Consider the following 24531-nt stretch of genomic DNA (forward strand, 5'->3'; position numbering starts at 1 on the left):
TTCATAATTAAAAATAAATCGTAATTAAAGAAAGAACTGCAGCCGCAGTAAGATAGCTAGCATCAAGTAACAGTTTTTTTCTAAAACAAATTAAAAAGCTTGTTGAACCAAGCAGCACAGGATAAAAGATGGAAACAAAAGCCATCTGACTAATATTATCTACCGGCAGTGCTAACGACACAGCCAAGCTAATCGCGCAAGTAGTAGCAATACAATAAGGTCCAGCAAGAATAAACAGAGCCAATTTTCCATGCCATGACGATGAAAAAGGCAGATATTCACTTGCTACAACCTTATGACTAACCACTTTAAAGCTAGCTCGACACAACAGCAGTAATACCGCAAATAGACTCACTTGTAACAAAGCAATAGCAATACCAAACTCAGGACCAAAGTGATTCACACTCAAACCTATACCACTAAGAATAACAAGCCAGGCCAGTGGCGACAGAAGCCGCCCTGACCATTTACTAGATCTCTGTATTATTAATAAAGAGAATAAGCCTGCACTAACAAATAGAACTGGCAGTAAAGCCATTAAGCTAAAGCCCATAATTAAAACTCGTAGCGAACTCGGCCAATAACAGTACGAGCATTACCTGGGAAGCAATCCCCACGCGATAAACACGTTGCCTGGTAATCTTTATCAGTAAGATTGCTGACATTGACTGATACATCCCAGCTTGAGAAGGCATAGCCCAACATTAAATCAGCAAGACTGTGTGAAGGAGTCTCAATAATGTCTTGCCCGCCCCAACTGGTGCCCACATAACGTAAGCCTGCGCCCGCTTTAAAACCATTGGCGGCGCCATAGCCTAACCACGTTGAAGCCTGCTGCTCTGGAACACTCGCAAAATGCTTGCCTTCAGAGGTTTCCGTATCGAGTTGCGTCAAAGCAAATTGCCAATCAAAAGCGCCAAGATTAACCAGCCCTTCAAACTCAACACCTTTCACTTTAGCAACGCCACTTTGCTGATCGTAGCCACCAGGTGATCCGTTCGGGTCTGTAAGGTTGCTTTGTTCAATCTCAAAAGCTGCAAGAGTGAATAGAGCGGGAAGCTGTTCAGGCTGATACTTCAGGCCGACTTCCACTTGCTGACCTTCTTGTGGTTTGAGCGCTTTCGCCTCGGGTCCGATGCCACTTGTACCAATAACTGGCTCAAAAGATTCGGCATAATTAATATACGGAGAAATACCCACCGAGGTTTTATACAAAATACCTAAACTGCTACTCAATGCATCGTCTTTTTGCGAGGTGCTTGTTGCAGAAGCCGGATCACTAACCGTCGTTTCGCTATCATCGTAGCGCAAACCCAAAGTTACATTAAGCTTGCCCCAGGTAATTTGGTCACTGACATAAACACCTAAGTCGACATTATTGGACTCAGGGTTTTTCGCATACATACTCTCTAACTGCTGATACGCCGCATCGGGAATTTGGCCGTAATTAGGGCTAAAGACGTTTAACCACATAAGATCAGAAAAGCTTTGATCAGGCCCCTGAGTCGTATAATCATAACCAACGGCCCAAGCAGAATAGCCAGCACTCGTTGTGGTAACGTCTTGATATTGCAAGCCCATTAATACATTGTGACTTATCTCACCGGTCGTTAAATCGGCACGTAAGCGAGTATCAATGGCGGCTTGTTCAGAAGTGGCATCGTTTCGATAAAAACTTCTAGGGACCATTCCATCTTTATACAAACTGCCGTCAGCATTATAAATAAAGCGATCGGCAGTTGTACTAAACGCTTGCCAAGCCTGTTGATAATCAGCAGAGGCGTCTGTGTAACGAGAAGTTAACTCCCAACTCCATACTTCATTAAAAGCATGATCAGCCAATAAGGTAAGTGCAGTGGTGGTCGCGTTATAGTGATTAAAACCCGGCTCCCCCATATACCTACTGTTTTCAATATACTTGCCATTAACTGCAGGATTTAAGGTGCCACTAATGGGTAAGAATTGTGCACCGGTATCACTTTCTGTGTCGGTGTAATTTAGTAATAAAGTAATATTACTTTTTTCACTTGGACTCCAAGTAAACGAAGGCGCAAACACCTTTGTTTTATCACTGACATAATCTACTTGGGTGTCACTATCTCTACCAACAGCAACAACACGATATAAAAACTCATCATCACTATCTATTGCACCAGTGCTATCTAGCGCTATTTGCTTGTGGTTAAAATTACCAAGCTCGGCAACAATTTCCGTACGGCGCTCAGCTTTTGGACGCTTACTCACCACATTTAATAAACCGCCTGGAGAGCCTTTTCCATAAAGAACAGAAGCAGGCCCTTTTAACACTTCAGTCTGCTCCAAGGTATAAACATCTGGGCGGGTGTTGTTGTAATTACCAAAGAGAGACTGCAAAGAATCTTGATATTGAGGTACTTCAAAACCACGTACTCTCAACCAATCTCCGCGTGTAGCAAAACCAAAGGTTTGACCCGTTATGCCTGCACTGTAGTTAAAGGCCTGATCAATATGAGTCACCCCTTTAAGCTTCATATCAAGCTCATCAACAATACTCACCGAACGAGCGATATCAACAATAGGCACATCATCTTTTAATGCTGAATATCGGCCCAACTCCCCCATAACAAGGGTCTCTTCTAACATAGACTCGCCAGCACCCGTTATAGGCTGAGCCTTCTCAGCCTGCGCTTTGTCGTCAACGTGAGCCTGTGTTTGAGCCCACAACGGGCTTGAAAAGACAGTCACCAAAAATGGCAGTATCGCCTTCTTATTTAGCGTCATTTTATTTCCCCCCAAGAGAAACAGATGCAAATGATTATGAGAATGATTTCTATTATACGCACACATAAATGATGAAGCCAGTGCCAAATGAAAAACACTGAGCACAGCGACTACGTTTTGAACTCAGCAATTAAGCGATATAGCGGGGGGAACTCTTAAGAAGCAGAAGTCGCAAAGAAGGGGGATTTAAAGATGCAATCAGCAAACGGCCCGAAAGCTAAACCATAGAGGCACGATCAAAAGAAGTTAGTGCTCCCGCCATCAGATGCAACACAGGATTAAAGCGCTCAAGCCAGAAAAACGGTGAAAAAGGCAAACTCATATCGGCCAGCTTAGCTTGTGTAAGGTAAGCGGACAGGGCATCAATACTAAGAGTCGAGATCTGTTGTTAAAGCCTTGCTAAGAATAAACACCTCTTGGCGCTGCACACGCCCAGTACCTGCAGGCAGCCAACCTCGTTTTTGGTAGTATTCATTTTTATCACGGGTATAGAGCATAATTCGCTGCTGCTGCAACTCGTGCTCACAGGCATAGTCAAAAGCATAGTCGAGCAATAAAGCTCCTAAGCCCATGCCCCTAAGCTCTGGCACCACAAAAAGGTTGGTTAACCACAAGCTGCGCTCGTGAGTTTTAGGCGTAAAGCCAAAATAGGCCAAAGAAACCGTGGCGATAGGTTGAGCTTTATACAGCGCGACAAAACTGCGAGGCAAGCTATCCGAAACAAAGTGAGAGCGTAATACTTCGGCCCTTTTTTCAATTCCTTCAGCTAAGCCCATGTCCGCTTTAACACCGGGCTGCAAGCCCTTGAGCCATTCGTGGTGATGCCAACTAGCGATCGTCGATATATGCTCAGGATGCTCCGCAAGATTACAGATACGAAGGTGTACATCAACAGTCTCACTCATTGCGCCTCCAGCACACCACGTATAAAGATTATTATTTGAACAGCAATAATACACAGGGGAACGACAATAAAAAGCCTTTGACGCCAAAAATGACTACTAATCACACAATAAAATCACAAAGCCCCAGAAGTAAAGGCAGCAACAAGCTTTAAAATTAAGAGCGGTGAAGCACAGCCTCGCCTTCATTCACCGTGAAGCGACTAAGACATTAAACCCAAGACTGGGCATCGGTGGCAACCGCTACCGACAAGGAACCCACACTGGCATAAATACCACTTGCGACACTAGCAACACTGAAGATAAGAGTCATCTTATGTTGTTTTGCCTTTTGAGCTAACTCTGAAAAGCCAGGCAGCTTTTTAAGCTCATCTAGGGGGCCACAATAATTGACAACAACAATCGGACAACGCGTGCCCTGCTCAATACAAGAGCCCACATATTCAAACAACTGACGGGCGGCCTTTTTAAAGCCCCATACATTGGCAACAGAGCTTGACGCATCATTTACATTACAGATAACCGGGTGGATACCCAGCTTGGTGGCCAACATTGCTTGCGTCCAACTTACGCTCTTTTCATTGCGCTCACGAGCACGCTCCAAAGCCACTAAAGGCTCTTTAGGTAAGATATAGGTATGGATTTTCTCACTGAGTTTATCCATAGAACGACGAACCAAAGTTTCATCATCGCTTTTAAGCATTCGCCTGATGGTCTCTGCCGCCATTAAAGCCTGGCCTGCAAATACGGTTCGGCTATCCATTACTCGAACAATTACATCTTGACCGACTAAAGCCGCTTCTGCTGCGGTAGCACCCTCATTTGCATTGGCGTAGGTTTCACCTTGAGTGCGATTAACCGTTTGCACAATAATGCGCTCAAAGCCCTCAGCCGCTTTTTTTAAAATCGCTTTTTCAAACAACTTGGCAGAAGGTGCCGAGGTGGTCACTTTATGTTTGCGAGCCAATGACCCGGACTCAAACAAAGCAAGTGCATCGTCCTCATTCGAGCTATCAATAAAAACATCACCATCAATGCCATAAGCCAGAGGCACAAAGCTAATATTGTATTTTTCACAAAAAGTTGCAGGCAAACTGCAAGCTGAGTCGACAAGAATGGCTGTTTTCATTTGGCTATAATCGCAATCTAAAAATGCATTCTAGCCACTTAAAACCAATAGCGCTAGATGATGGCGCGTAAGTAATCAATCACAATTGGCTCACATGAGTGAGATTAAGCTCAGACTAAAGAAAGCTTTATTAATGCAGAAAAGAGATGAGTAATACAAGGGAAAGAGAAAGTAAAAGGCCTGTGCAATCGTTTTAATTGCCAGGCCCAAAGCTCTGTTTGAGCCTAGCTAGGAGAGACAAATAACTAACGCTGTTTACGAACCAGCAAGCCTAAACCGAGTAATGCAAACAACCAAAGGCTGCCGCTACCTCCGCCATCAGAACCAGTCGACTCACAACCATCAATACCAACTCGAGTCCCCGTTACTGTATCTGGGCATTGATCTAATGCATCGTTGACACCGTCATCATCTGTATCCACTTGATACAAAGCACAGCCATTTTCATCGACAACTTCATCGGCATTGGTATTGGCGCAGCTGTCATCGTCATTCAGCACTCCGTCGTCATCTAAATCATGGATCAAAGTATTAGGTACAGGGCTTAATGACGCGGCGGTATTGGTGGCCGAGTCAATAATAGTGATGCGCTCAATAACCAGTAAATTACTTTCATCGTAGTCATTCACACTCGTGCCCGGTTCCATATCGGCCAACGGTAAGGCATTGCTAGTAACTGGGGTTTGAGCTAAAGCTTCAACAACTTCGTAATCGCCCTCAACAACCTCACCAAATGCAGTAAAACCGCCGTTCTGTCTATCCAGATTTGAAGAGTTATCCGCTAAATTAATAAACCAGCCACTAGTTGCACTATCAGGGTCACCGCCAATTTTAGCCATCGCAACCGTTGCTTTAACATTAGAAAAAACAGGCTCATTACTGACAGGGTCTGAAACCTCGATACTTGGGAAAACTTGCCTGCCCACCGAATCTTGCCCTTCGTAAGTAAATCCCCCTCCCTGAAGTACAAAGCCGTGTACCAGTCGATGAAATACCGATCCATCATAGGCGCCACTTTCTACATAGCTTAAAAAGTTCTGAACCGTTAGAGGCGTTTCATCATCATACAGGTTAATTTTAAAATCACCGCGAGATGTCTCGACCTCAACAATGGTTGCGTGACTAGTTAGACTGAACGCTAGGGCCAAAGCCACAGCAGAACACCGGGATATAAAATTCATTGTTCTTTTCTCTTTTATCTATTTGTTTTTCTACAAGAGCAGCTAGCGATAACAAATCGCAAACTTACTTAAGGCGTAAACGGGCCAGACAGTCTGACACATGATTCGTCTTTATGTTCCCTATTATTTCTGAAAAGAGGCATTTACCTCTCCTTTAAAACACGCAATAACCCAGGGGTAATTGTCACTCACGTAATAAGCATATTGGCCATTTACCAGCATGCCGTTACATTCATCTAGATCGCCAGCACCTGTAAATTCATAGTCATCGATATATTGACCATCGTAGTTTCCCGACGGATTCGCCTCACCACTTGGGCGTTCACCGGTTTTTAGCTCGTAGCCCGACAGCGCTTTACGCACACGGCCTTCACTTTCATCGTAGAAATAACTGCCATAAATAGGAAAACCGTCTGCTGCATAACCAATCACAGGGGAGCCAAACGAACCAGGCAAATCATCAAACAGGGCCATAGGATTACCGTGATAGTGATACGTGCCATCTGGCTGGGTATGCGCATTGTGAAGATCTGTACCAAAACGATTCAAGGGGCTCAAAGGGTCCAATAACCAACCATCTTCAAGCCGACAGCCAACAGGTACATTACCATCAGTATCGGCCATGGCATCATTAGGTTTGTAACAACCTGCAGACAAAATATCCAATACCACGCCATTGAGCATAACCGCATCATAGCTTTGCTGACTTAGAGGGCTTGCCGATGCGGCAAAGCTCGGTGTTTGAGGAAAACGAAAACTGCGGTTTATCGCACTCACATCGGTGGCAAAACGAGCACTCTCATCATTAAAATCATGATTGGGGATACCATTAGCTGTCAGTACACACTCATCTGCATCCAAACTTATAGAGACTTCACTATTAAAATCGAGATTGTTTTGCAGATCTCGCACCGAGGCTTCGTAATCTGCGAGCCTTGATTCACAATCAACATTACGCTCAATAAGAATGGCATCCTTATAATTCACCGTATCCAAATCATCAGCAGCATCGGATACGTCTGTAGAGTCGACTTCATTGCCATCACTGCTTTGATCGCCAACTTCGGTACTCACCTGATCCGTTATCGATTCACTTGAGTCATCATCAAGCTGTGCACCGGCCCCTGAAGAAGAGCCCGATGAACCACCACACGCAGCTAACAGGCTCAAAATCAGTATATGTAATGCCAAAAGATAGTTAGTTTTAATACTCATTAGTAATCCAGTACTTTGACTAAAAGATACTTAAGTATGTCGTTCAAAAGTGCAGTAAATATGGATAAATCAAAAACAGCTGTTTTTCTTTCGCCTTTTCAAGTACTTAGCGGTGTTAGACTAATTAGCAATGGCATAAGTGCCGTAAAAGCAAGGCCAAATACAAATCATTAACATTCGTAACCCCTTGTTTTAGCTCATTTTTTTATTGATCCAGAACAAAAAAACGCTACACTACTGGGGAATTCAATGATGCAAACTCTGCCATTTAAGCCGCCCTACAAATCGAAAGGCTTAAATACGAGACAAGATAAGGAGGCTCTAAAATGAAAGCCAATGCCGATGTTGTTGCACGCCTTAACCAAGTGCTGTGCACCGAACTCACCTCGATTAACCGCTTTTTCTTACATGCGCGCATGTATAAAAACTGGGGCTTTGAGCGCTTAAACGAAGCCGCTTATAAAAAGTCTATTAAAGACATGAAGCAAAGCGACAAACTTATTGAGCGTATTTTGTTTTTAGAAGGCCTGCCCAATTTACAAAAGCTTAATCCTTTGTTGATTGGTGAAGATACCAAAGAGATGCTCGCGTGCGATCTAAAGTTTCAGCTTGCTCAAGTTGCCGAGCTAAAAGACGCTATCGCCCTATGTGAACAGGTACAAGATTACGTTAGTCGCGATTTACTTTCTGAGATTTTGGAATACGAAGAAGACATCGTCGACTGGCTTGAAACTCAAGAGTATCAAATTGAAAACATGGGCTTGGCAAATTATCTACAAGCTCAAATCGAGGAGGAATAAGATGAAAGGCAATGACAAAATTATCGCGGAATTAAATCGTCTCTTAAGCTACGAACTAGCTGCGATGGATCAGTACTTCCTTCACTCAGAAATGTACGCCGATTGGGGTTTCAGTAAATTAGCTGCACGCATTGGCCATGAATTTGATGATGAAAAAGGCCATGCGCAGAAGTTAATTGCGCGTATATTGTTCTTAGAAGGCAAACCCGACATGGTCACGCGCCACGACATCAATATTGGCGAAGATGTACCGGCTATGCTGCAAAGTGATTTAGATGTTGAATACGCTGTTGATGCGGCACTGAAAGAAGTCATCGCACTATGTGAAAGCGAAAAAGATTATGTAACTCGCGATATGCTGAGTGTTTTATTGGAAGATACCGAGGTCGACCACGCTTGGTGGTTAGAACAGCAACTGGGCTTAATAAAACGTGTCGGTTTAGAAAATTACCTACAGAGCCAAATGTAAGTAATCACTACCTACATCCGCTAGAACGTTTAAAACATACTAAAACAAAAAGGGCTGACGTCTTGCACACCAGCCCTTTTTTTATTGCCAAAGCTATACATCGTTTTTTTACAAATCGTTTAAAAACGCCATAAACTGCTCACGCTCTTTAGCAGTAAATTGTAATACCTTTTCTTTAGCCGCTTGCGCTTCGCCGCCATGCCACAATACCGCTTCAAGTATAGTGCGAGCACGCCCATCGTGTAAAAATGTAGCTTCAGGGTCAACCGCTTTTGCTAAACCGATACCCCATAAAGGAGAGGTTCGCCACTCGCGTGCGTTAGCTTGAAATTCATAAGCGACTGACGCACTAGCAGGACGATTATCTTTGTCGAAATCGGCTAACTCTTCTCCCATGTCATGAAGCAACATATCCGTATAAGGGAAAATAGTTTGTCCGCTTAGCTCAGGGAATTCAGGATCGGTCTCTGTCACATAAGAAGCAACATGACAATCAACACAACCGGCTTCATTAAATAGAGTTTTACCCGCTTGCACATCGTCACTATAAGCATCACGACGCTCTGGTACCGCTAGATGGGCAGAATAAAAACCAACCGCATCAAGAATTTTGTCGCTTACTTCATAGTTGTAATCTTCATTTGCATCGCCATTACCATTCGCTGTTAGCTGACAATCCTCTTGGTGTGCCATGCAACTTTCATTTTGATGGAAACGACTGGTCAAGCCCATATCATTTAAGAAAGCACCCGCAGCTTGTTCAATTAACGAAGGCTGGCCTGATTTCCAACCAAAACGCCCCAAACGAACAGCGTCATCTTTAACACTCCATACGTAATTGGCCTTACCACTAATGCCATCACCATTGCTGTCATTTTCATCAGCCAAGGCAACAATATCCAACTCGGGGATCAACGCAATTAGGCCAAGCCCAATCATTTGGGGGGCAACGCGCGCTGAAAAAATCGTGTCGTCATCAAAGTCATAGCCCTCTGCGGCATAGGTACTGATCATATGCCACTCAGGCTTTCGCAATACCACGTCATGACCATCGGCAAAACTAACAGTGACATCACTGTAGCTAACACTCAATTCAACTTCAGGCTGTACATCAGAGACTGAATCTTGCTGTAGCTGGCCGCCAACCGTGCTATCACCAACATTAGCCATGATGCCATTATGCATTGCTGTTACGGTGTCTGCGCTTATTTCACTTTTTGCAGCACGCAATAAAATAGTCGAGAAATCAGTGCCATCTTCTGTAGCACTTACCATCGGTGCGTGCCCACGGCCATCGCGTACGTGACAGTCTTGGCACGCATTATTATTAAATAAACCTCCTAGACCATCTCGTGAAGACGTACTTGCACTACCTGCAACCCAGGGGTTTTCAAAAAAATCATTACCTAAATTAAAGCTAACTATTTTGTCGCTGCCTTTTAGGTTATTACTGTGCTCAGAAAATGCATTGGAATTTTTCACTGCTACCGTTGCATCACCCGCAGCTAAGTGCTCAATTTGATCTGCCGATGGACTAGGGCTAGGCGAGGGGCCGGAATTACCACCACTGCCTGAATCCGTACTTGAGCCACTAGCGCCGCCACAAGCACTTAGGCTTAAGCCTAATAGCGCGGCATATAAATAACTGCTGTTCATCGTTTGTCTCATTATCCAGTTTTAAAAACGCAAAAAGCAGGGGCATTTAGCCTCCTGCTTTTCTACGAACTTACGGTGCTCTTAAGAGCACTCTTTTGTTCTTTTATGAAAAAGCGCTCATCAAAGCTTTTTCATTTTCACCTAGGCAATTTAGTCACCACTGCCATCAGGACCTTCCACATCCAGAGATAGAATGTCTGTTGCCATAGCAAATAACTCATCGATAGCAACTAGCTCATCAACCGCGTTTTCAGCAATTTTACGCTCTGTACCATTCGCATCTTGGCCGATGATTTGGTCGTAACGCACTGTATTTTCAGTACGCTCACCAGCGTCTTTAATCGCCTTCATTTTGCTTTCAATACTATTTAGAGCATCTTCGATATAAACATAGGTCGCGATGTCGCGCTCAAATACGATATCGGCTAAACCAGCACCACGTACACTGCCACCGTCGGTCTTGTAATAATGTCCATACCAAGCATTACGCACGGCCTGAAAATTGTAAAAAATCGCGATATGGCTGAAGTCACTAAAACAATCATGCTCTTCTTCTGGATCACCCAACTCAAGGCCTGCACTCATGCGCGCAGAAGCAAGCTCATCGCTAGCCATGTTGCGAATCGCACCCATAATGTAATCAAGGGCATCATCACTGTTTAAGAAATTATTTGCCAAAGTACCTGCCGTTGCTTCGGCTTCTGGGCTCCACTCAGCTTTCATCTCTGTTAGATCTTGAACAAGCAAATCCATAGCTGCATCTAGATACAAAGCACGACGCTCACAGAAGTCATCCGCACAGTTAGCCACATCGTAGTCACTAGCTGGGCGCTCACCAGAACCCGCTTCGGTTCCGTGTGTATCCTCTCCCCAAAGCATAAACTCAACCGCATGTACGCCAGTGGTGACATTCGCCTCGTTATCGTTAGCGCCATTCTGAGCCAGCAATAAATCAATATTGATCTCTTCGTCACCTTCGATCAAAGCAACAATATGATTCTCATCCAAAGGCCAAGCATTTACCTGCCCCTCCCAATCATCGACACTCGCAGGGCCACCATCACTATCAAGCGCTTTGCCTAAGGTGATTGGGGTATCCCAACGCATAATTTCACTTTGCTGATAAGGCTTACGAGCCTCTTTATAAGCCGCCTTAGCCGTATCTAAATTGGCTTCGCTTGGCGAGGCAATAAAGGTATCAACCGCACTTTTCAGTACCAAGGCGCTGTCTAAAGAGTCGCTGTAGGCCGCATAAGCCATAGCGCTGTAGTTACTTTTTACGTCATGTTCACTGACGCCATCGTCGTCGCCCACACAAGCAGCAAGACCTAAGGCCAGCGCTGCGCTGACTAATGCTCGGTTAATGTAGCTCACTATCGTTACCCCAAATTTGATATATATCACAAAGCCCGGAATGATAAACACTCTCATTATCAGGTGCAATACCAATTATTCTTGATTTTACTGTTGCAGATTGTAAAGTGCGCAAGCTATGAACCTACCCAGCAAACAACTACTGCAGCAGCTAAGCAGCGAGCTTGGCTTTTTTGCCAATGCGCATATGCGCATCTTCTGGCTCTATCTTGCTTGTGCCATCTTGGTCGTTGGCCTAACAGCCCTGATGCAGCCAACAAAACGCAAAAAAATTAAAGCGGCCATAAAACCGGCTATGTGGTGGAACTATTCCAGTGCGATCGACCTACAGTGGTACCTCATAAACCGCATACTAAAACTCGCTGTCTTAGTACCGCTTTTTGGCACTCAGCTCGCATTTGCTTTTACTATTAACCGTTGGCTATATATGAGTTTCGGAGAAGGGAATTTCTGGCGGCTGAATCACACCATAACCGCTCTATTGTTTAGCTGCTGCTTATTTATTAGTGAGGATTTCAGCCGTTTTTTAGTGCATTGGGCCCAACACAAACTACCTTGGCTTTGGCGCTTTCATGCCATCCATCACAGTGCAAGCACACTAACACCACTTACACTTTACCGCATTCACCCTATTGAACTATGCATTAACAGCTTGCGTAGTATTGTGATCGGCGGGGCGATAAGTGGTTTATTTCTCTATGCTTTTTCTGGGCAGCTAAGCTTGATCGATGTACTCGGCGTAAATGTCTTCTTATTTGCCTTTAACATGGCGGGGGCCAACCTACGTCACAGCCCTTTTTATATTGGCTTTGGTAAAGCTGAAAAATTATTTATTAGCCCTGCCCAACATCAGATTCACCACAGCCTACAGCAAAGACATTACGACAAAAATTTTGGCTCATGCCTAGCTATATGGGACAAATTATTTGGTAGCTGGTTAGCGAGTAAAGATGAAAAAGTAGAAAAATTTGGTTTAGATAATGTGTCGGCAAGAAATAATATTTTAAAACAATTAGTAGGCCATAAAGCTTAGAAATGTAAGTAGACAAGCTAAACCCTAGAAAATAAGCCTAAGCTAAACACATGGATTAACTTAGGCTTTACTTGGCTTTTAATTCGATTAGAACTGATAAGCTACTGTCGCTTTAATATTGCGACCCGGCTCATAATCATTTAGGTACAAGTCACCAAATACCGGGTGGAAACTCGAGCCCGTACGAGAAGACTGACTTACATAGTATTCATCAAACAGGTTATCAATGCCAAGAATCACATTTAAAGATTCCGTCGCTTGCCAATTAGCAGAGACATTATGTACTTGATAGCCAGCCTTACTGTTATCAGTACCTGCACCATCAAGTTGACTATTCGTATCTACCGAAGCTAAATCATCAACAATAAGGAAGTTCCAGCTCAAAGCCAAATTAGCTGCGCTTAAGTCATACCCCAAATTAAAACTCCAGCTATCACCTTGTGAACGATCTAAGCGTGACCCCTGATACTGAGGGTACTGAGCATAGGCATCTAAATCTGAATCAGCAGTAGCATAAGTTAACAACGCATTAAGCGCTCCAACTTGATAACCAAGATAAGCTTCAGCACCGGTAATGCTCATATCACCTATATTATCTTTCCAAGTATCACGAGGGGCATTTTCAGGATCGGCTACAGCATAATCGTATATATACTCATTAATTTGGGTCTGGAAAAAGGTAATACCTGCCGTAAACTGATCCGCACCAAAAACATCATCACCATAGGCCACAGAAAATTCACTGTTTACCCCACTCTCAGCGTTAATATCTTGATTCGGTGTATCGTAAAGACCTGCGCCAACAAAAACCTCTGCAAGCTCTGGTGCTTGGAATATTTCAGTACTACTCAATCGCAATAACAAACTATCCATCGGCTGAAACTCTAAAGCCAAAGCCAAAGAGCTATCACTAAATGTCTTATTCACAACCACCGAATCGACATCAACTGAGTCATAACGAACACCCGGAACTAGGGTAAACTGAGAACCTAAGGCAATCCGATCTTGAATAAAGAAAGCGCTATTTGATGAAGATTCTTCACTGCTATCTTGTATGCCTGATGTATAACTTGCTTGGTAATTGGTTGAGTACTTAACGTAATCCAAGCCATAACTAAATTCGTTAACACCCAAGCTTGTACTGGCCAATACATTTAAACCGTAGTTATCAGCATCACCTTCAACCACTGCAGCAAAACTCTGGAAACGCGGAATCGTACTTTGGGCGTACCCCGTTTCATCACGCCATAAAGAACTAGAGTTATCAGATAACGTTGCTTTTACAGTTGTATGATCAGAAAAGTCGGCATCGTAATTGAGCGTAAACGTATCACGAGTATATTCTGTAGGCCAAAGCAAAGGCGTACCTGTACCTGAAGAAATAGCACTATCCGTTGCCAAGCCCATGTCTGGACGATACGAATAATCGCCTTCATCACGGTAGGCTTCATAACCAAGAACCAAACGCTGATTAGAAGCCAGGTCCCAACCCAGTTTAAACAAACCGCTATTGACTGTTCCCTCTAAACCACGAACTTTACCATCGGTACCAGGCACCTTGTTGCCATCGGCATCTTTAATTTCGCCGCCACCAACTTCAAAATTATTTTTTTCAATGTAATTGTAATAAGCCAGCACATCAAAATCTGCCCCAACATCAGCCCAAATAGAGGCCGATACATCATCGGAGCCATTATCAGAAGCCGTACCCTTCACACGTCCACCAACACGCTCATCTGCACTTAATAATTGGTTCGCACTTTTCGTTTCAAAACGTACTGAGCCACCAAGGCCACCATTTAAAACGGAGTTAGAACCCACTTCAATATCAACAGCCTGAAGAATATCAGCGTGAATTTGCAAGTTTCCCATATGGTGATACATATAGTTATTTTGGCTAGCGCCATCAATAGTGATATTGATGTCTTTGTCATCCATAGAGCGGATAGTAATCCGTTGATTTAAGCTATGCGCCCCCCCCACATCAACACCCGGTATTTCACGTAATAAATCACTTAAATGATCGGCCTGCTTACTAATAATGGCTTCTTCACTCATAAATACGCTCGATGCGCGTACCTGAGTACCCCAGACTTCAACATTTTCAATGTTTTCATCTGCAGTTGCTTGATCCTGCGTATCCGCAAAGGCGCCATGTGTAGAAGCAAGAACAGCTAATGATAAGGCTGTTTTTTTAAATTTCATTTCTCTTCCCTTATTGGTAAGTAGTAAGTAATAGCTAAACGCCTCCCCTACCAAGGCAAGGGCATAAAAAGGCGCGAATTTTTGGAGTTTTTAGAAGGGCTAAGAGTAAGCCCTCCACTTGTTATGGCTTTAGAACTTCGACACTTAGGTAGTAGGTGTAAAACTGCATTGCAATACCGTCTTTATCTGAAGGCATCGCGGTTTGTGCTTCGATTAAAAACCGGCCTGCATGAGGCCAATCTATACTCACCTTGCCTTGCTCATCGGTTTTAAAATGTTTCTCATCTAAGTCATCACGATAGCGGGTGCCCTCAGCGACCACACTTACCTTTAACTCTTGCGCAGGCTTACCATTAAGCACAAAAACCAGTTGAGCAGGCTCATCACTATAGAGTTCGTTAACATGGCTATGCATAACAAGCTGTATACCTTCTGCTTGAGACGGCTTGGATTTACTACCTGAACCCAAGCTTACATATGTTTCTAGCGTTGACACTGCACGAGCGAACTTTAGCTCCTTGGCATCTTTGGGCGCGCTCTTTTTTAAAGCCTCAAGCGTACCTCGATTTCTAACCGTCTCACCTTTTTCATCAATATAAGAGGAAAAATAAATAGCAGGGCTTTCAGACACGATACGATAGGTCCCTTTATCTTTTAGCTCCACATCAAAGCTAGAACGGCGCTCGCCCTGTAACGTGTTTTTAAGTTCAAGCGGCTGCATGGAAGGCGAATAAACTTTAACCCCACTAAGAGGCATTGCCTTATCAACATAAAAAACATTATTACTTGCGGTGAAATCGACCGTAATAAATTCGGCATCACTTAACGAAAAGTCACTCGGGAGAAACCAGCGTTTGTGTGCCGATGCCTGCACAGAAACAAGCAGACTTACCAAAACCAAAACAAACTTAAACTTCATTTTATTTCTCCAACTTTATCGTTAACTGGCCTAATTCGCGCTCACCTATAAGCACTTTTTCCCCGTCTATTTCAGCAAGGGGGACTTTAATGAGCTCTCTACCACCCACTTCACGCACTGCCTCAACCACAAGCTTGTAATCTTGTGCATTGTCTATATTTGCATTAAAGCGATATAGACCGGGTTTACGGGTTGCACCGCTTATGCCATCGATAGGAAGCTGAGTGTTTTTTCCTCCACGTCGCCACCAATAACGTAAATCACGATGCCATTTTTCTTGCTCTAACCACAGAGCAAGATACTGATCAATCTGACGCTGAGAGTCTTCTATCCAAACAGCAACATAAGGCCGATGATATTCCGCCGTCTTAATTTGCGGGATTTCAAGCTCAACACGGAGCTCATCAGCAGAAGCGGCCAGACAAACACCAAACGACAACAATATATAAAAGGAATTCATTAACTTCATGGAACAAAAACACCATAAATAACTAAAGGAACAGCTAAGCCCGCTAACACCAAAGGCCACGTCGAAGGCCGCTTTTTGCAATAGGCCCAAAGTAATACCAAGCCACTTAAAGCAAATACCAGCGCCAAAATCGCCGATACATCAATAAACAAACTCCATACAAGCCCACTGTGGCGACCTTTATGTAAGTCATTAATCAAGGCAATAACACCATCACTTTCTTTTTCATAAGTGAGCAGACCAACCTCTAGATCCAATACAACCGTACTGACTCCACCTGGCCTTTGGTAATCCATCACCCACTCAAATTCATCTCTATCAATATTTGTTGGTACTGGTAGAGACCACTGCTGATTCACAAACTGAGTTAACTGTTGAAAGGCCTCGGCCTCTGAACTAATCGAGAAGCGGCTTAACCATGCCTCATCTAGCTGCAGCTCCTGATATTGGCTAGAACGCTTGCCAGCAAACCACTCGGGATGATTTAAGGTCAGCCCCGTGAGGGCAAAGAACAACACACCAATAAGCGCAATAGCCGAACTGATCCAATGCACAGTACGACAAAACTTGATCAACGAGGCGGGCATAAACAAGATCAACAATAAACGGCCAAAAGGGCCAGAGCAGTGAATATAGGCCTACAAGCTCACCACCAAAGGAGTGGCTTAAAGCGATAAAACGCAAATGATAATGATTTGCAGTCACAAATTATAAAGCATATAGTAATGACGTCACCCAATAATCGTTATGCGATCCGGTCACCCTGTTATGAAAAATGGCCCAAGTAATACAGCAAGCATTAACACCAGTGCGTTGATGCAACTCAGCGCTCATGCAGGCACTAAAGTTCGTATCCATAACAGTCAAGCTCTTATAGAGAACAGCAAACAAGCAAAACCCAGCACGATAAAGCCAGAACATCTAGCAGCAGATACCGCTTTAATACAGGGGCAGTTGCAGCTTAAACATCAATTTGGCCACTGCCTGATGCATAGCTCCAATACGCTTGAACTAGAAAACGCGACGGTTTCCATAGATAGAGAGGCAAGCCTTACCTTCGGCGTGCTTCTGCAAGGTCGCCTGCACTTTGCAATCGGTAAGCAATGGCATCAACTACCCACGGCTTTAAACCAGCCAGAAGACGCTTGGTGCTTTGCGATAAATCTTATGCAAAGCTGTCACTGGCAGCGCAGGCTCTACCAAGGCAATCAAGTTAAAAAAGTAAGCTTGTCCATCAAGCAGGCGTGGCTTGAAAAAAAGATGGAAAATGATGGCCTTATTAGTCCACCACTTAGCCAGCTGTTAAGTCAGCATGGCAGCGTTATCTATTGGCCAGCCTCCAAAGCGTGTTATAAGCTCGCCAGCAAACTAACAAAACCCCGCTGTGGGTCGGCCTTAGAAAAAGAAGGCTTAAGCCTGCAGCTTATTGCCCACTGCTTAGAAGATATCAGCAGTAACAGCCACGACCTTAAGCATCTGGATAACCCCAAGGCGACCGACACAGCAACCCTCGCCCTCTTGCGCGAGTTAGAAACATGGGCCACTAAGGCGGGCACGGAACTACCGGAACTAGAAACCATCGCTAAGAAACAAGGCTTGAGCATTTCAGGCCTACATAGACGCTTTAAATTAAATGTCGGGAAAAGCCCTATTTGTTATTTGCGAGAGCGGCGCCTGCAGATTGCCAGAGACGCATTAATAAGAGGGGAAGCCAGCATAGGCGAAGCAGCTTATTTAGCAGGCTATAAACACAGCTCTAATTTTTGTTCCGCGTTTAAAAAGACCTTTGGCCTTACCCCCGGACAAATGCTCGAGGCAGCAAGCTATTCTTAATACTTAAACCTAATTTAAACCTCGACACTGCGCTAAATTATATTGCTACGCACCTTGGGAGCATTTGCTGCAAAGCCTCATCCAGTTTCTATTATTCAAGCCCAGCCTTAGACTCTAATTCCAAGTGCAATAAATTCGTTTTTTTAATGTTTCGACCCGAGACTCCCGACCATAAATTCTTAAAATTAAACTCTTGGCTGCGACATAGACGCAAGCGATTAATAAGTTTGATACGTCCAGAAAAGGCTTTAAACAAAGCGTCACACACCCCCTCAGAGACTTTGATGATTAAGTGCATGTGACCTGTAGCAGCTAGTAACTGCTCACAGCTATAAAGACTTAAAGCTAAGTCTTCACTTAAATTTTCATCTTCAACAACAACTACAGCGGGTTTGTCGAAATGTAAGTTTGGCACCCATGTTAAGGCACAAAAATCATGAGCGAGGTAATGATAATTATCTGTTTTAGGGAACATGGCCTTAGCCGTATTAACAACCGCCTCACTGTCTATTTGCAACCACGAGAACTGCGGCCAGTCGGAATCAAATGATAAGCGATGAAAACGCGTGCTAAAGCCTGCACCCACTTCGATGACCTGAGCAATAGGATGCTCATCAAAAAAATACTGTAATTCTGAGTCTACCCACTGCCAGCTCAAAACACGCTGAGGCTCATTACATAACCGTTTTATTAAACGTTGTTTAACATGTTTGCGAATGCCCTTTGCCTGCATTAAAAGCTCGGCAGCTTGGTCGACAAACCCCATGCTTGGCAAAACCTGCCTTGCAAGTGCCCGCTCATACAAAGGCTCCATTAGATCCATCACCACCCTCCTATGCAGTTTTGTTCAAGCACCTTTTGCTGCAAATAAAAAGAAAAAAAGCCCGCTGGGTAAGCGGGCCACAAAGAGACAAACATGGGCTCAGAAGAAGTAATACAACAAAACAGCAAGAGCGTGCTGACTTTGGCACTTCTTTTGAGTGGAGCATCACCTCGTGGAAAGCAATGCGGATCAAATAATATCGATTCTCATTTGCATTATCAAGTCTTTAACGATATAAATATTACTGAGAATCATTTTCAAGTAGAAAAAGACGACAACATACAGCCAAAGGCTTAGCTCGAAGCCCTCATTAAAAGGGCTTTAGGCGCTAACTAAAAGCTACCGAAAGGAAAGGAGCATCATGAAAATGCGACACTTTTGCCCAGCTCATGCTGAGCGTATACGCCACGATGAAGACAATGCCCTAAGCTCATGGAATGAACTAATCAACCGCGGCATGCAATCTTATATGGCTTGTCGCGCCTCAGCGGCCAGTATGTACTTTTCAGCCGCGCAAGAGATCGCCCTACTGCGCTTGTACCATAAGAAAAACACGCAGTTTCAAGCTTCACATTTATTACGCCCTTTAGAGTTTTTATTCGAGCTCATGTTAGTTGAAGAACAGTACCAAGAGATAAGAAGCATGTTGGTTTCTGTGCGACGCTTTTTATTGCTTATACAAAGCCCTGAACAACAAAAAGCGCAGCAGTGGCTAAGCCACTTTCATAAAAAGCACGAACAGGTCTTAGGGCCCTGCCCAGAATACAAAAGCACAACAGAACAAGGCTTAACACAGAAACAAAGCAGTATCAGCCTACAGTGGACCCAGACAGGCTAAAGTTTTTGCGGCTAGGTAGCCCCTAGGTTCAGAGCCGGTTTTGGAAGGCTTGCCCCTGAGCCTGAAGAGCTTTGACTCTTCGGCCGCAAATTATTTGGAGCCTTAAATAGTGAACGCCGCTATTTAAGGCTCCTGCTCGCATTTTGTATGCACTCTTTGAGCTGCCATGCTCTAATACGCGGCTTATTTACGCCAGTAAGAGCACAAACACATGAGCGACGCCGCTCTTAAATATAGAGAACAGCACAAACAACGCCTTAACTATATGCCTTGGCTGTATTGGCGTTTAAAACCTGCCCAACGCAAATGGGCCGACACTTGGCAACAACAATGGCAAGATTATTTAAAAGCCATGGAAACCGTGCATATAGAAGGCCAGTGCTTTATTTCCCCCGAGGCCAAACTCTTTGCTGAACCTGGCCGAGCCATTCGCATTGCCGAAGGCAGCTTTATTGCAGCCAACTGCGTATTGCATGGCCCCATTGAAATTGGAAAAAACGTCGGCATTAATCACCACGCCCACCTCGATGGCGGTAAGAAAGGCATCCATATTGGCGACAACTGTCGTATTGCTGCACACAGCTCCATTATCGCCTTTAATCATCGTTACGATATGGATATGCCCATCAGCGAGCAGGGTATTTACAGTGAAGGCATAAACCTAGGCCAAGACGTGTGGCTCGGCGCACACACAGGCATTACCGACGGCGTTACACTAGGCGATGGCTGTGTAGTGGGTATGCGCAGCGTAGTGACACAGAGTTTTGAAGCTAAAAAAGTGATCGCGGGCAATCCGGCTCGGATCATAAAGGACAGATAATGACCATCCATGATCTTATTATCATTTTTATAATAGCGATGCTTGCTTATCTTGTGTGGCTGCATTTAGAAGTGAGTAATTTAGCCCGTGCGGCTGCGACTAAACGCTGCAAAGAAAGCGATCTCGTTTTACTTGATCAAAGTGTCATCCTGAACAGTATTAGCTTAAAGAAAAGTAAGTTCAGTTTATTCGCCGTTGAACGGAAATATCACTTTGAATTTTCAAGTATTGGCGATACACGCTATCGCGGAGAAGTGGTATTTTTAGGCAGGCGCTTACAGTTTGTGGGACTACAGCCCTATAAGCTTCAGTAAATTCACATAAATGCTTGTCAGTCAAAAAGACAAATAAAGCCACATTATCAACGTGGCTTTATTTACTAGTTCAAACCAATAAGGTTCTCACTCACCAGAGTAAGGGGCATAAATATGCCCTCCATTTTCCGCTATACTAGCAAGATAAGCAGCATATAAACCAGACTTACCACTTTCCCCTTCGAAGGGGAATGTTGAATAACTAATATAATTAGAACTCGTCGTGCCACCTGACACGACATCTATTTCACTTGATTTAAGTTCACGAATGTTCATGACATGTCCTTATAATTTATTATAAATCGAAACGATTACTCACTCTTTTCTTTACATGTAAAAGAGTGTCCAAGAACAAATTGCAGTTAACAACTTGAGCCGAGCTATCATATCCTGCAATGATCATGCAACAAACCTCATATGGCTAAACCGATTTACATACTATTAATAGAGAGCCCTATACCCGGTGGTTCTTGATGGCTTTTCTTTATCATATAGCTACGCTTTTTGACTGTGGTGATATCGTAGCGCCACTCAGGGGTAACAATATAGCCATTAAGATTATTATTAGATTGCATAAAACTGACACCAAACCCTACAGGTAAATCTGCTAGGCGCCCTCGAACTTCTTTACCATTCGGGTGATCTTTAATCTCTAGTATTTCAACTGAAACCTGATCGCTAAGGCCGGGTAAATCTAATTGAATCCGCTGACTTATTTTATCTTGGCTAAAATAATCAGGATGAAACTCAAGCAGATAAACATCATCAGGATCGACATCAAATATCATGGCTACTTGGTGACTCACTTCAGGATCAGCATCAACAACTAGGCTAAAAGCGCGCGCTCTATTATCAAGAGAAGAAAAATGAGATTGCTTCTTAGACATATGCGCAGAATCGACTGACTTATTATGCCCTTCTTTTTTATCTAAGGATTCATCAAAAACAATATCAGCACTTGTACTTGAAAGCACTGACGGCTCTTTTTTACTCTCACCAAGAGAAGGCTTTAAGTAAATAAAAAACACAGCAAGAACACATAAAACGCCTACAAATCCAAATACTTTTTTCATATTATAAACCTAAAAAAAGGCGGCCGTTACGCCGCCTATAAGCTTTACCAAATACTCGAATAAGAACTTACAGTTTCGTTAAATACGCGTTCAATCCCTAATGCGGCATCCGCTTCGCTAGCAACACCACAAGCTAAATCACCTGCACATTGCTCTACCAGAGGTGTCGAAAAGTATTGAATCCGAGGGGCTTGATAATAGCTGGAATAAGCCATAATTGAACGGAATCGCCCTACAACACCATATCCCATAGACCAGGGGTAGATTCGCCCTTGACTCAACTCTTCCGCTGTTTGGCCGTGACCAGCCCCAAGATTATGTCCCATTTCGTGAATAAGGGTCGATGTACACGAATGACTTGTATAGGAAACAGCGTATTTTTTAGGATCATTAGGATAGTATGCAATACCACAATAATCGGGATGTGATGTGCCAATATAAGCCACTAGATCTGGGCGGTATTCTTCTTTTAGACTTTTAACATACTCACTATCGCGCAATAAATATAAATTACTATGCTTAGCGCTATAATCACCTTGTGAGCCAAGTAGCTCCGCAGATTTCATTCCTATAATCTCAATATCAAAACCGACTAAGCTATTATCTAAAGCAACCTGACCGTAATTCAACATCGTCTTAAGACGACCTTCAACGGCGGACTCATCACCAAAGAGAGTAAGCAGTTTATTTGGATACACCATTAACAAGCGTAATTTATTTGCGCCCACACTAATACTACGAGTGCTACTTGTTAATGCTTCTCCATTCACCATACTAAGCAGGCGATATTCATATAGACCATTACCTAAACCGTATTCAGAGCGTTTATATTCATTGCTACCGATACTGACATGGCTGACCATCTGCCAATTCTCACCGTTACTTCGACGCTGAAGAACAGTATTCGCATATGATGTTTCCCAAGTAAGATTAAAGAAACCACTTGCAGTTTTTGATTTAACCTTAACAGCAGGCAACCCGCTCACGCTTACCCCAACCACGGCACTGTAATTATCTTTAGCGTCGATAGGCGCAGGGTTATACAAGCGAAACTCATAATTACCGTCACTCAACCCACTCATTTGACTTGTGTGCGCAATCTCGTTTGGAGCGCTATCGTCAACATCCAGCCAATTACCGCCTACACGACGGCGCTGCAAAAACATACTCTCATTATTATTATTCCAGCTTATAACAAAGCTGCCGTCTTCATCTGCAACAGGAACATTAGGGCTTGCAATAGAAGATGGATTAACAGTAACCGTGACCAAAGCACCATCTAAATTACTGCCGTTATCTGTTGTATAACTAAATATGTCTTCGCCACTAAAACCATAGTCAGGACGATAAAGAACCTTATCCTCCTCAATACTGACCTTGCCATGTTTCGCTCTTACAGTATTAGCTACGTCGACCAATTCGAGTTCGTTGTCATTTCTACTATGATCATTAGCCAATACATCAATAAGAACCTCATGCCCAGAAATAGTTGTTGCAGCATCGTTATAAGCTTTAGCTTGAGCAGTAACAGTTACCGACACCCACGCTGTTTTTAAGGTGTAGTCAGCCTCAATGGTATAAGTAAATCTATCTACCCCAACAAAGCCTTCATCGGCCCGATAGCTAAGCTCACTGTCAGAAACCTGACTGACTGAACCATGTTTGGCTCTGATCAGATTATTATATTGAGAAATAACAGCAGCTTCGTTTGGCTGAATATCATTTTCCAACACATCAATGATTACACTTTGGCCTGATTCAACGCTGGCATTGTCATCCACAGCGTCTAAAGCTTGACTTACTGGACTGATGACAAAGCGGTCCATGTTCCATTCCCAACTCGATGCCCCCGCTGCTGTAATACGAATAATGTTTATTCCAGAAGGTAAATAAACTTCATCCCATATTTCCAGCTCAGAAAAAGTATCCCAACTACCATTTGTTGGTACTGGAATAACGGTATCATCACCTGGTACCGAGAATTGAATCGCAGCGCCTTGCATAGGGGTGCCTACAAAGGCCGAAATACTATAAAGTCCAGCTTCATTAATCGTAACTTGGTATTCCCCCCAGTCACTGGTTTGCACATGATTAACCGCACCAATACCAGATGGGGTCGTGTAGCTATGAAAACCTCCATAGCCGCCACCTGTATTAATAAAATTTTCAGCTTCAATAGTTTGATAATTGTTGGCGAATGCCAACGTAGAGAATAGCCCTAACGAAACAACACTAAGTCCTTTTTTAAAAAAGGTGTTCATAGTTAACTCCTGTAATGGAAGCTTTGCCCGCTCTATGGGGAGGGTTATGAACAAAGCTTCCTGCTTTACTTTCCAAAGACCATAGATCTTTGACATCTGTCCGTGAAGCGCGCACAAGTACGGCTGCTCATTAATGAGCAACTTACGCTTTTAAATTGGAATTATTATGTCGCCAACCAGAACGTATTGACGATTAATTATTATATACAAGCCATCAGACAACTTGCAGCGACAATATTAGAGGCAATTTATTCAATATAAAATACAAGGAAAACAATAAACACAAATTAGTGGCACGATAATAATTAGTCGATTCATTTTCATCCCATATGGCTATTAAGCAAGCAAAAGCATAATAAAAACAAATACACGATCAATTTCAAATAAAAAAACCAAAAACATTTTTAACCATGCTTTTTGACTAGGGACAAGACCCAACAAGACATAACTACAATTA

At 43.5% G+C, this 24531-nt stretch carries 24 protein-coding genes; 8 read left to right on the plus strand and 16 right to left on the minus strand.

Translation table 11 applies throughout. The features are described 5' to 3' along the window. Positions 1–7: 7 nt before the first annotated feature. The 6 genes from AB1S55_RS00290 to AB1S55_RS00315 form a co-directional block, all read right to left on the minus strand. Positions 8–553, minus strand: coding sequence for a hypothetical protein (locus AB1S55_RS00290; RefSeq protein ID WP_370979772.1), 546 nt, complete (start codon positions 551–553; stop codon positions 8–10). Between the two features lie 2 nt (positions 554–555). Continuing rightward, a complete protein-coding gene (locus tag AB1S55_RS00295; RefSeq protein ID WP_370979773.1) occupies positions 556–2760 on the minus strand; it encodes a TonB-dependent siderophore receptor in 2205 nt (734 codons plus the stop codon). A gap of 368 nt (positions 2761–3128) precedes the next feature. Further along, entirely contained in the window at positions 3129–3665 is a 537-nt protein-coding gene (locus AB1S55_RS00300) for a GNAT family N-acetyltransferase (protein WP_370979774.1), read from the minus strand. A 208-nt stretch (positions 3666–3873) separates the two neighbouring features. After that, positions 3874–4791, minus strand: a complete 918-nt coding sequence (locus AB1S55_RS00305; protein WP_370979775.1) for a DegV family protein — start codon at positions 4789–4791, stop codon at positions 3874–3876. 245 nt (positions 4792–5036) lie between these two features. Next, entirely contained in the window at positions 5037–5972 is a 936-nt protein-coding gene (locus AB1S55_RS00310; protein WP_370979776.1) for a peptidylprolyl isomerase, read from the minus strand. A 123-nt stretch (positions 5973–6095) separates the two neighbouring features. Further along, the gene (locus AB1S55_RS00315; protein WP_370979777.1) at positions 6096–7187 is read right to left on the minus strand and encodes a YHYH protein; all 1092 of its coding nucleotides are present in this window, start codon (positions 7185–7187) and stop codon (positions 6096–6098) included. A gap of 326 nt (positions 7188–7513) precedes the next feature. On the opposite strand from AB1S55_RS00315, the gene bfr (AB1S55_RS00320) reads away from it, so the two are divergent. Next, entirely contained in the window at positions 7514–7987 is a 474-nt protein-coding gene (bfr, locus tag AB1S55_RS00320) for a bacterioferritin (protein WP_370979778.1), read from the plus strand. A 1-nt stretch (position 7988) separates the two neighbouring features. Then, on the plus strand, positions 7989–8456 hold the full coding sequence (gene bfr, locus AB1S55_RS00325; RefSeq protein WP_370979779.1) for a bacterioferritin: 468 nt from the start codon (positions 7989–7991) through the stop codon (positions 8454–8456). 108 nt (positions 8457–8564) lie between these two features. On the opposite strand, the gene AB1S55_RS00330 is transcribed toward bfr (AB1S55_RS00325), so the two are convergent. Both AB1S55_RS00330 and AB1S55_RS00335 read right to left on the minus strand, forming a co-directional pair. Continuing rightward, positions 8565–10112 carry a di-heme oxidoredictase family protein gene (locus AB1S55_RS00330; protein ID WP_370979780.1) on the minus strand — a complete coding sequence of 516 codons (1548 nt, stop codon included), beginning with the start codon at positions 10110–10112 and terminating at the stop codon, positions 8565–8567. A gap of 150 nt (positions 10113–10262) precedes the next feature. Next, the gene (locus tag AB1S55_RS00335) at positions 10263–11486 is read right to left on the minus strand and encodes an imelysin family protein (protein ID WP_370979781.1); all 1224 of its coding nucleotides are present in this window, start codon (positions 11484–11486) and stop codon (positions 10263–10265) included. A 118-nt stretch (positions 11487–11604) separates the two neighbouring features. Between AB1S55_RS00335 and AB1S55_RS00340 the strand changes: the two genes are divergently transcribed. Beyond that, positions 11605–12519, plus strand: a complete 915-nt coding sequence (locus tag AB1S55_RS00340) for a sterol desaturase family protein (protein ID WP_370979782.1) — start codon at positions 11605–11607, stop codon at positions 12517–12519. Positions 12520–12606: 87 nt separating this feature from the next. Here AB1S55_RS00340 and AB1S55_RS00345 read toward each other — a convergent pair whose 3' ends face one another. From AB1S55_RS00345 to AB1S55_RS00360, 4 genes are all read right to left on the minus strand, one after another. Next, a complete protein-coding gene (locus AB1S55_RS00345) occupies positions 12607–14724 on the minus strand; it encodes a TonB-dependent receptor domain-containing protein (RefSeq protein ID WP_370979783.1) in 2118 nt (705 codons plus the stop codon). Between the two features lie 121 nt (positions 14725–14845). Continuing rightward, positions 14846–15643, minus strand: a complete 798-nt coding sequence (locus tag AB1S55_RS00350; protein WP_370979784.1) for a DUF4198 domain-containing protein — start codon at positions 15641–15643, stop codon at positions 14846–14848. A 1-nt stretch (position 15644) separates the two neighbouring features. Continuing rightward, a complete protein-coding gene (locus tag AB1S55_RS00355; protein WP_370979785.1) occupies positions 15645–16112 on the minus strand; it encodes a DUF2271 domain-containing protein in 468 nt (155 codons plus the stop codon). Further along, a complete protein-coding gene (locus AB1S55_RS00360) occupies positions 16109–16699 on the minus strand; it encodes a PepSY-associated TM helix domain-containing protein (RefSeq protein ID WP_370979786.1) in 591 nt (196 codons plus the stop codon). Before AB1S55_RS00360 ends, AB1S55_RS00355 begins: the two co-directional genes overlap by 4 nt. A 160-nt stretch (positions 16700–16859) precedes the next feature. Between AB1S55_RS00360 and AB1S55_RS00365 the strand changes: the two genes are divergently transcribed. After that, entirely contained in the window at positions 16860–17945 is a 1086-nt protein-coding gene (locus tag AB1S55_RS00365) for a helix-turn-helix transcriptional regulator (RefSeq protein WP_370979787.1), read from the plus strand. A 91-nt stretch (positions 17946–18036) separates the two neighbouring features. Here the strand turns inward: AB1S55_RS00365 and AB1S55_RS00370 are convergent, their stop codons facing one another. Then, positions 18037–18768 carry a hypothetical protein gene (locus AB1S55_RS00370; protein ID WP_370979788.1) on the minus strand — a complete coding sequence of 244 codons (732 nt, stop codon included), beginning with the start codon at positions 18766–18768 and terminating at the stop codon, positions 18037–18039. 93 nt (positions 18769–18861) lie between these two features. Here AB1S55_RS00370 and AB1S55_RS00375 point away from each other — a divergent pair, with 93 nt between their 5' ends. The 4 genes from AB1S55_RS00375 (at position 18862) to AB1S55_RS00390 (ending at position 20740) form a co-directional block, all read left to right on the plus strand. Beyond that, the gene (locus tag AB1S55_RS00375) at positions 18862–19065 is read left to right on the plus strand and encodes a hypothetical protein (protein ID WP_370979789.1); all 204 of its coding nucleotides are present in this window, start codon (positions 18862–18864) and stop codon (positions 19063–19065) included. A 64-nt stretch (positions 19066–19129) separates the two neighbouring features. Continuing rightward, positions 19130–19606, plus strand: coding sequence for a hypothetical protein (locus tag AB1S55_RS00380; RefSeq protein ID WP_370979790.1), 477 nt, complete (start codon positions 19130–19132; stop codon positions 19604–19606). A 211-nt stretch (positions 19607–19817) separates the two neighbouring features. Further along, entirely contained in the window at positions 19818–20426 is a 609-nt protein-coding gene (locus AB1S55_RS00385) for a DapH/DapD/GlmU-related protein (RefSeq protein WP_370979791.1), read from the plus strand. Continuing rightward, positions 20426–20740, plus strand: coding sequence for a DUF3301 domain-containing protein (locus tag AB1S55_RS00390; RefSeq protein ID WP_370979792.1), 315 nt, complete (start codon positions 20426–20428; stop codon positions 20738–20740). Before AB1S55_RS00385 ends, AB1S55_RS00390 begins: the two co-directional genes overlap by 1 nt. An 87-nt stretch (positions 20741–20827) precedes the next feature. Here AB1S55_RS00390 and AB1S55_RS00395 read toward each other — a convergent pair whose 3' ends face one another. The 3 genes from AB1S55_RS00395 to AB1S55_RS00405 form a co-directional block, all read right to left on the minus strand. After that, positions 20828–21016, minus strand: coding sequence for a hypothetical protein (locus AB1S55_RS00395; RefSeq protein WP_370979793.1), 189 nt, complete (start codon positions 21014–21016; stop codon positions 20828–20830). Positions 21017–21171: 155 nt separating this feature from the next. Continuing rightward, on the minus strand, positions 21172–21813 hold the full coding sequence (locus tag AB1S55_RS00400) for a hypothetical protein (protein WP_370979794.1): 642 nt from the start codon (positions 21811–21813) through the stop codon (positions 21172–21174). 44 nt (positions 21814–21857) lie between these two features. Beyond that, positions 21858–24074, minus strand: a complete 2217-nt coding sequence (locus tag AB1S55_RS00405; protein ID WP_370979795.1) for an Ig-like domain-containing protein — start codon at positions 24072–24074, stop codon at positions 21858–21860. Between the last annotated feature and the right edge of the window lie 457 nt (positions 24075–24531).

Origin of the sequence: Agaribacterium sp. ZY112, from assembly GCF_041346925.1 — a bacterium.
Lineage (GTDB): Bacteria > Pseudomonadota > Gammaproteobacteria > Pseudomonadales > Cellvibrionaceae > Agaribacterium.

Excerpts from the sequence above, each read along its gene's own strand:
- bfr (WP_370979779.1), top strand. The coding sequence starts at position 7,989 with ATGAAAGGCAATGACAAAATTATCGCGGAATTAAATCGTCTCTTAAGC.
- AB1S55_RS00370 (WP_370979788.1), bottom strand. The coding sequence starts at position 18,768 with ATGGATCTAATGGAGCCTTTGTATGAGCGGGCACTTGCAAGGCAGGTT.
- AB1S55_RS00390 (WP_370979792.1), top strand. The coding sequence starts at position 20,426 with ATGACCATCCATGATCTTATTATCATTTTTATAATAGCGATGCTTGCT.
- AB1S55_RS00375 (WP_370979789.1), top strand. The coding sequence starts at position 18,862 with ATGGGCTCAGAAGAAGTAATACAACAAAACAGCAAGAGCGTGCTGACT.
- bfr (WP_370979778.1), top strand. The coding sequence starts at position 7,514 with ATGAAAGCCAATGCCGATGTTGTTGCACGCCTTAACCAAGTGCTGTGC.
- AB1S55_RS00315 (WP_370979777.1), bottom strand. The coding sequence starts at position 7,187 with ATGAGTATTAAAACTAACTATCTTTTGGCATTACATATACTGATTTTG.
- AB1S55_RS00330 (WP_370979780.1), bottom strand. The coding sequence starts at position 10,112 with ATGAACAGCAGTTATTTATATGCCGCGCTATTAGGCTTAAGCCTAAGT.
- AB1S55_RS00310 (WP_370979776.1), bottom strand. The coding sequence starts at position 5,972 with ATGAATTTTATATCCCGGTGTTCTGCTGTGGCTTTGGCCCTAGCGTTC.
- AB1S55_RS00350 (WP_370979784.1), bottom strand. The coding sequence starts at position 15,643 with ATGAAGTTTAAGTTTGTTTTGGTTTTGGTAAGTCTGCTTGTTTCTGTG.
- AB1S55_RS00300 (WP_370979774.1), bottom strand. The coding sequence starts at position 3,665 with ATGAGTGAGACTGTTGATGTACACCTTCGTATCTGTAATCTTGCGGAG.
- AB1S55_RS00365 (WP_370979787.1), top strand. The coding sequence starts at position 16,860 with ATGCGATCCGGTCACCCTGTTATGAAAAATGGCCCAAGTAATACAGCA.
- AB1S55_RS00305 (WP_370979775.1), bottom strand. The coding sequence starts at position 4,791 with ATGAAAACAGCCATTCTTGTCGACTCAGCTTGCAGTTTGCCTGCAACT.
- AB1S55_RS00395 (WP_370979793.1), bottom strand. The coding sequence starts at position 21,016 with ATGAACATTCGTGAACTTAAATCAAGTGAAATAGATGTCGTGTCAGGT.
- AB1S55_RS00360 (WP_370979786.1), bottom strand. The coding sequence starts at position 16,699 with ATGCCCGCCTCGTTGATCAAGTTTTGTCGTACTGTGCATTGGATCAGT.
- AB1S55_RS00385 (WP_370979791.1), top strand. The coding sequence starts at position 19,818 with ATGAGCGACGCCGCTCTTAAATATAGAGAACAGCACAAACAACGCCTT.
- AB1S55_RS00290 (WP_370979772.1), bottom strand. The coding sequence starts at position 553 with ATGGGCTTTAGCTTAATGGCTTTACTGCCAGTTCTATTTGTTAGTGCA.
- AB1S55_RS00400 (WP_370979794.1), bottom strand. The coding sequence starts at position 21,813 with ATGAAAAAAGTATTTGGATTTGTAGGCGTTTTATGTGTTCTTGCTGTG.
- AB1S55_RS00295 (WP_370979773.1), bottom strand. The coding sequence starts at position 2,760 with ATGACGCTAAATAAGAAGGCGATACTGCCATTTTTGGTGACTGTCTTT.
- AB1S55_RS00355 (WP_370979785.1), bottom strand. The coding sequence starts at position 16,112 with ATGAAGTTAATGAATTCCTTTTATATATTGTTGTCGTTTGGTGTTTGT.
- AB1S55_RS00345 (WP_370979783.1), bottom strand. The coding sequence starts at position 14,724 with ATGAAATTTAAAAAAACAGCCTTATCATTAGCTGTTCTTGCTTCTACA.
- AB1S55_RS00405 (WP_370979795.1), bottom strand. The coding sequence starts at position 24,074 with ATGAACACCTTTTTTAAAAAAGGACTTAGTGTTGTTTCGTTAGGGCTA.
- AB1S55_RS00340 (WP_370979782.1), top strand. The coding sequence starts at position 11,605 with ATGAACCTACCCAGCAAACAACTACTGCAGCAGCTAAGCAGCGAGCTT.
- AB1S55_RS00380 (WP_370979790.1), top strand. The coding sequence starts at position 19,130 with ATGAAAATGCGACACTTTTGCCCAGCTCATGCTGAGCGTATACGCCAC.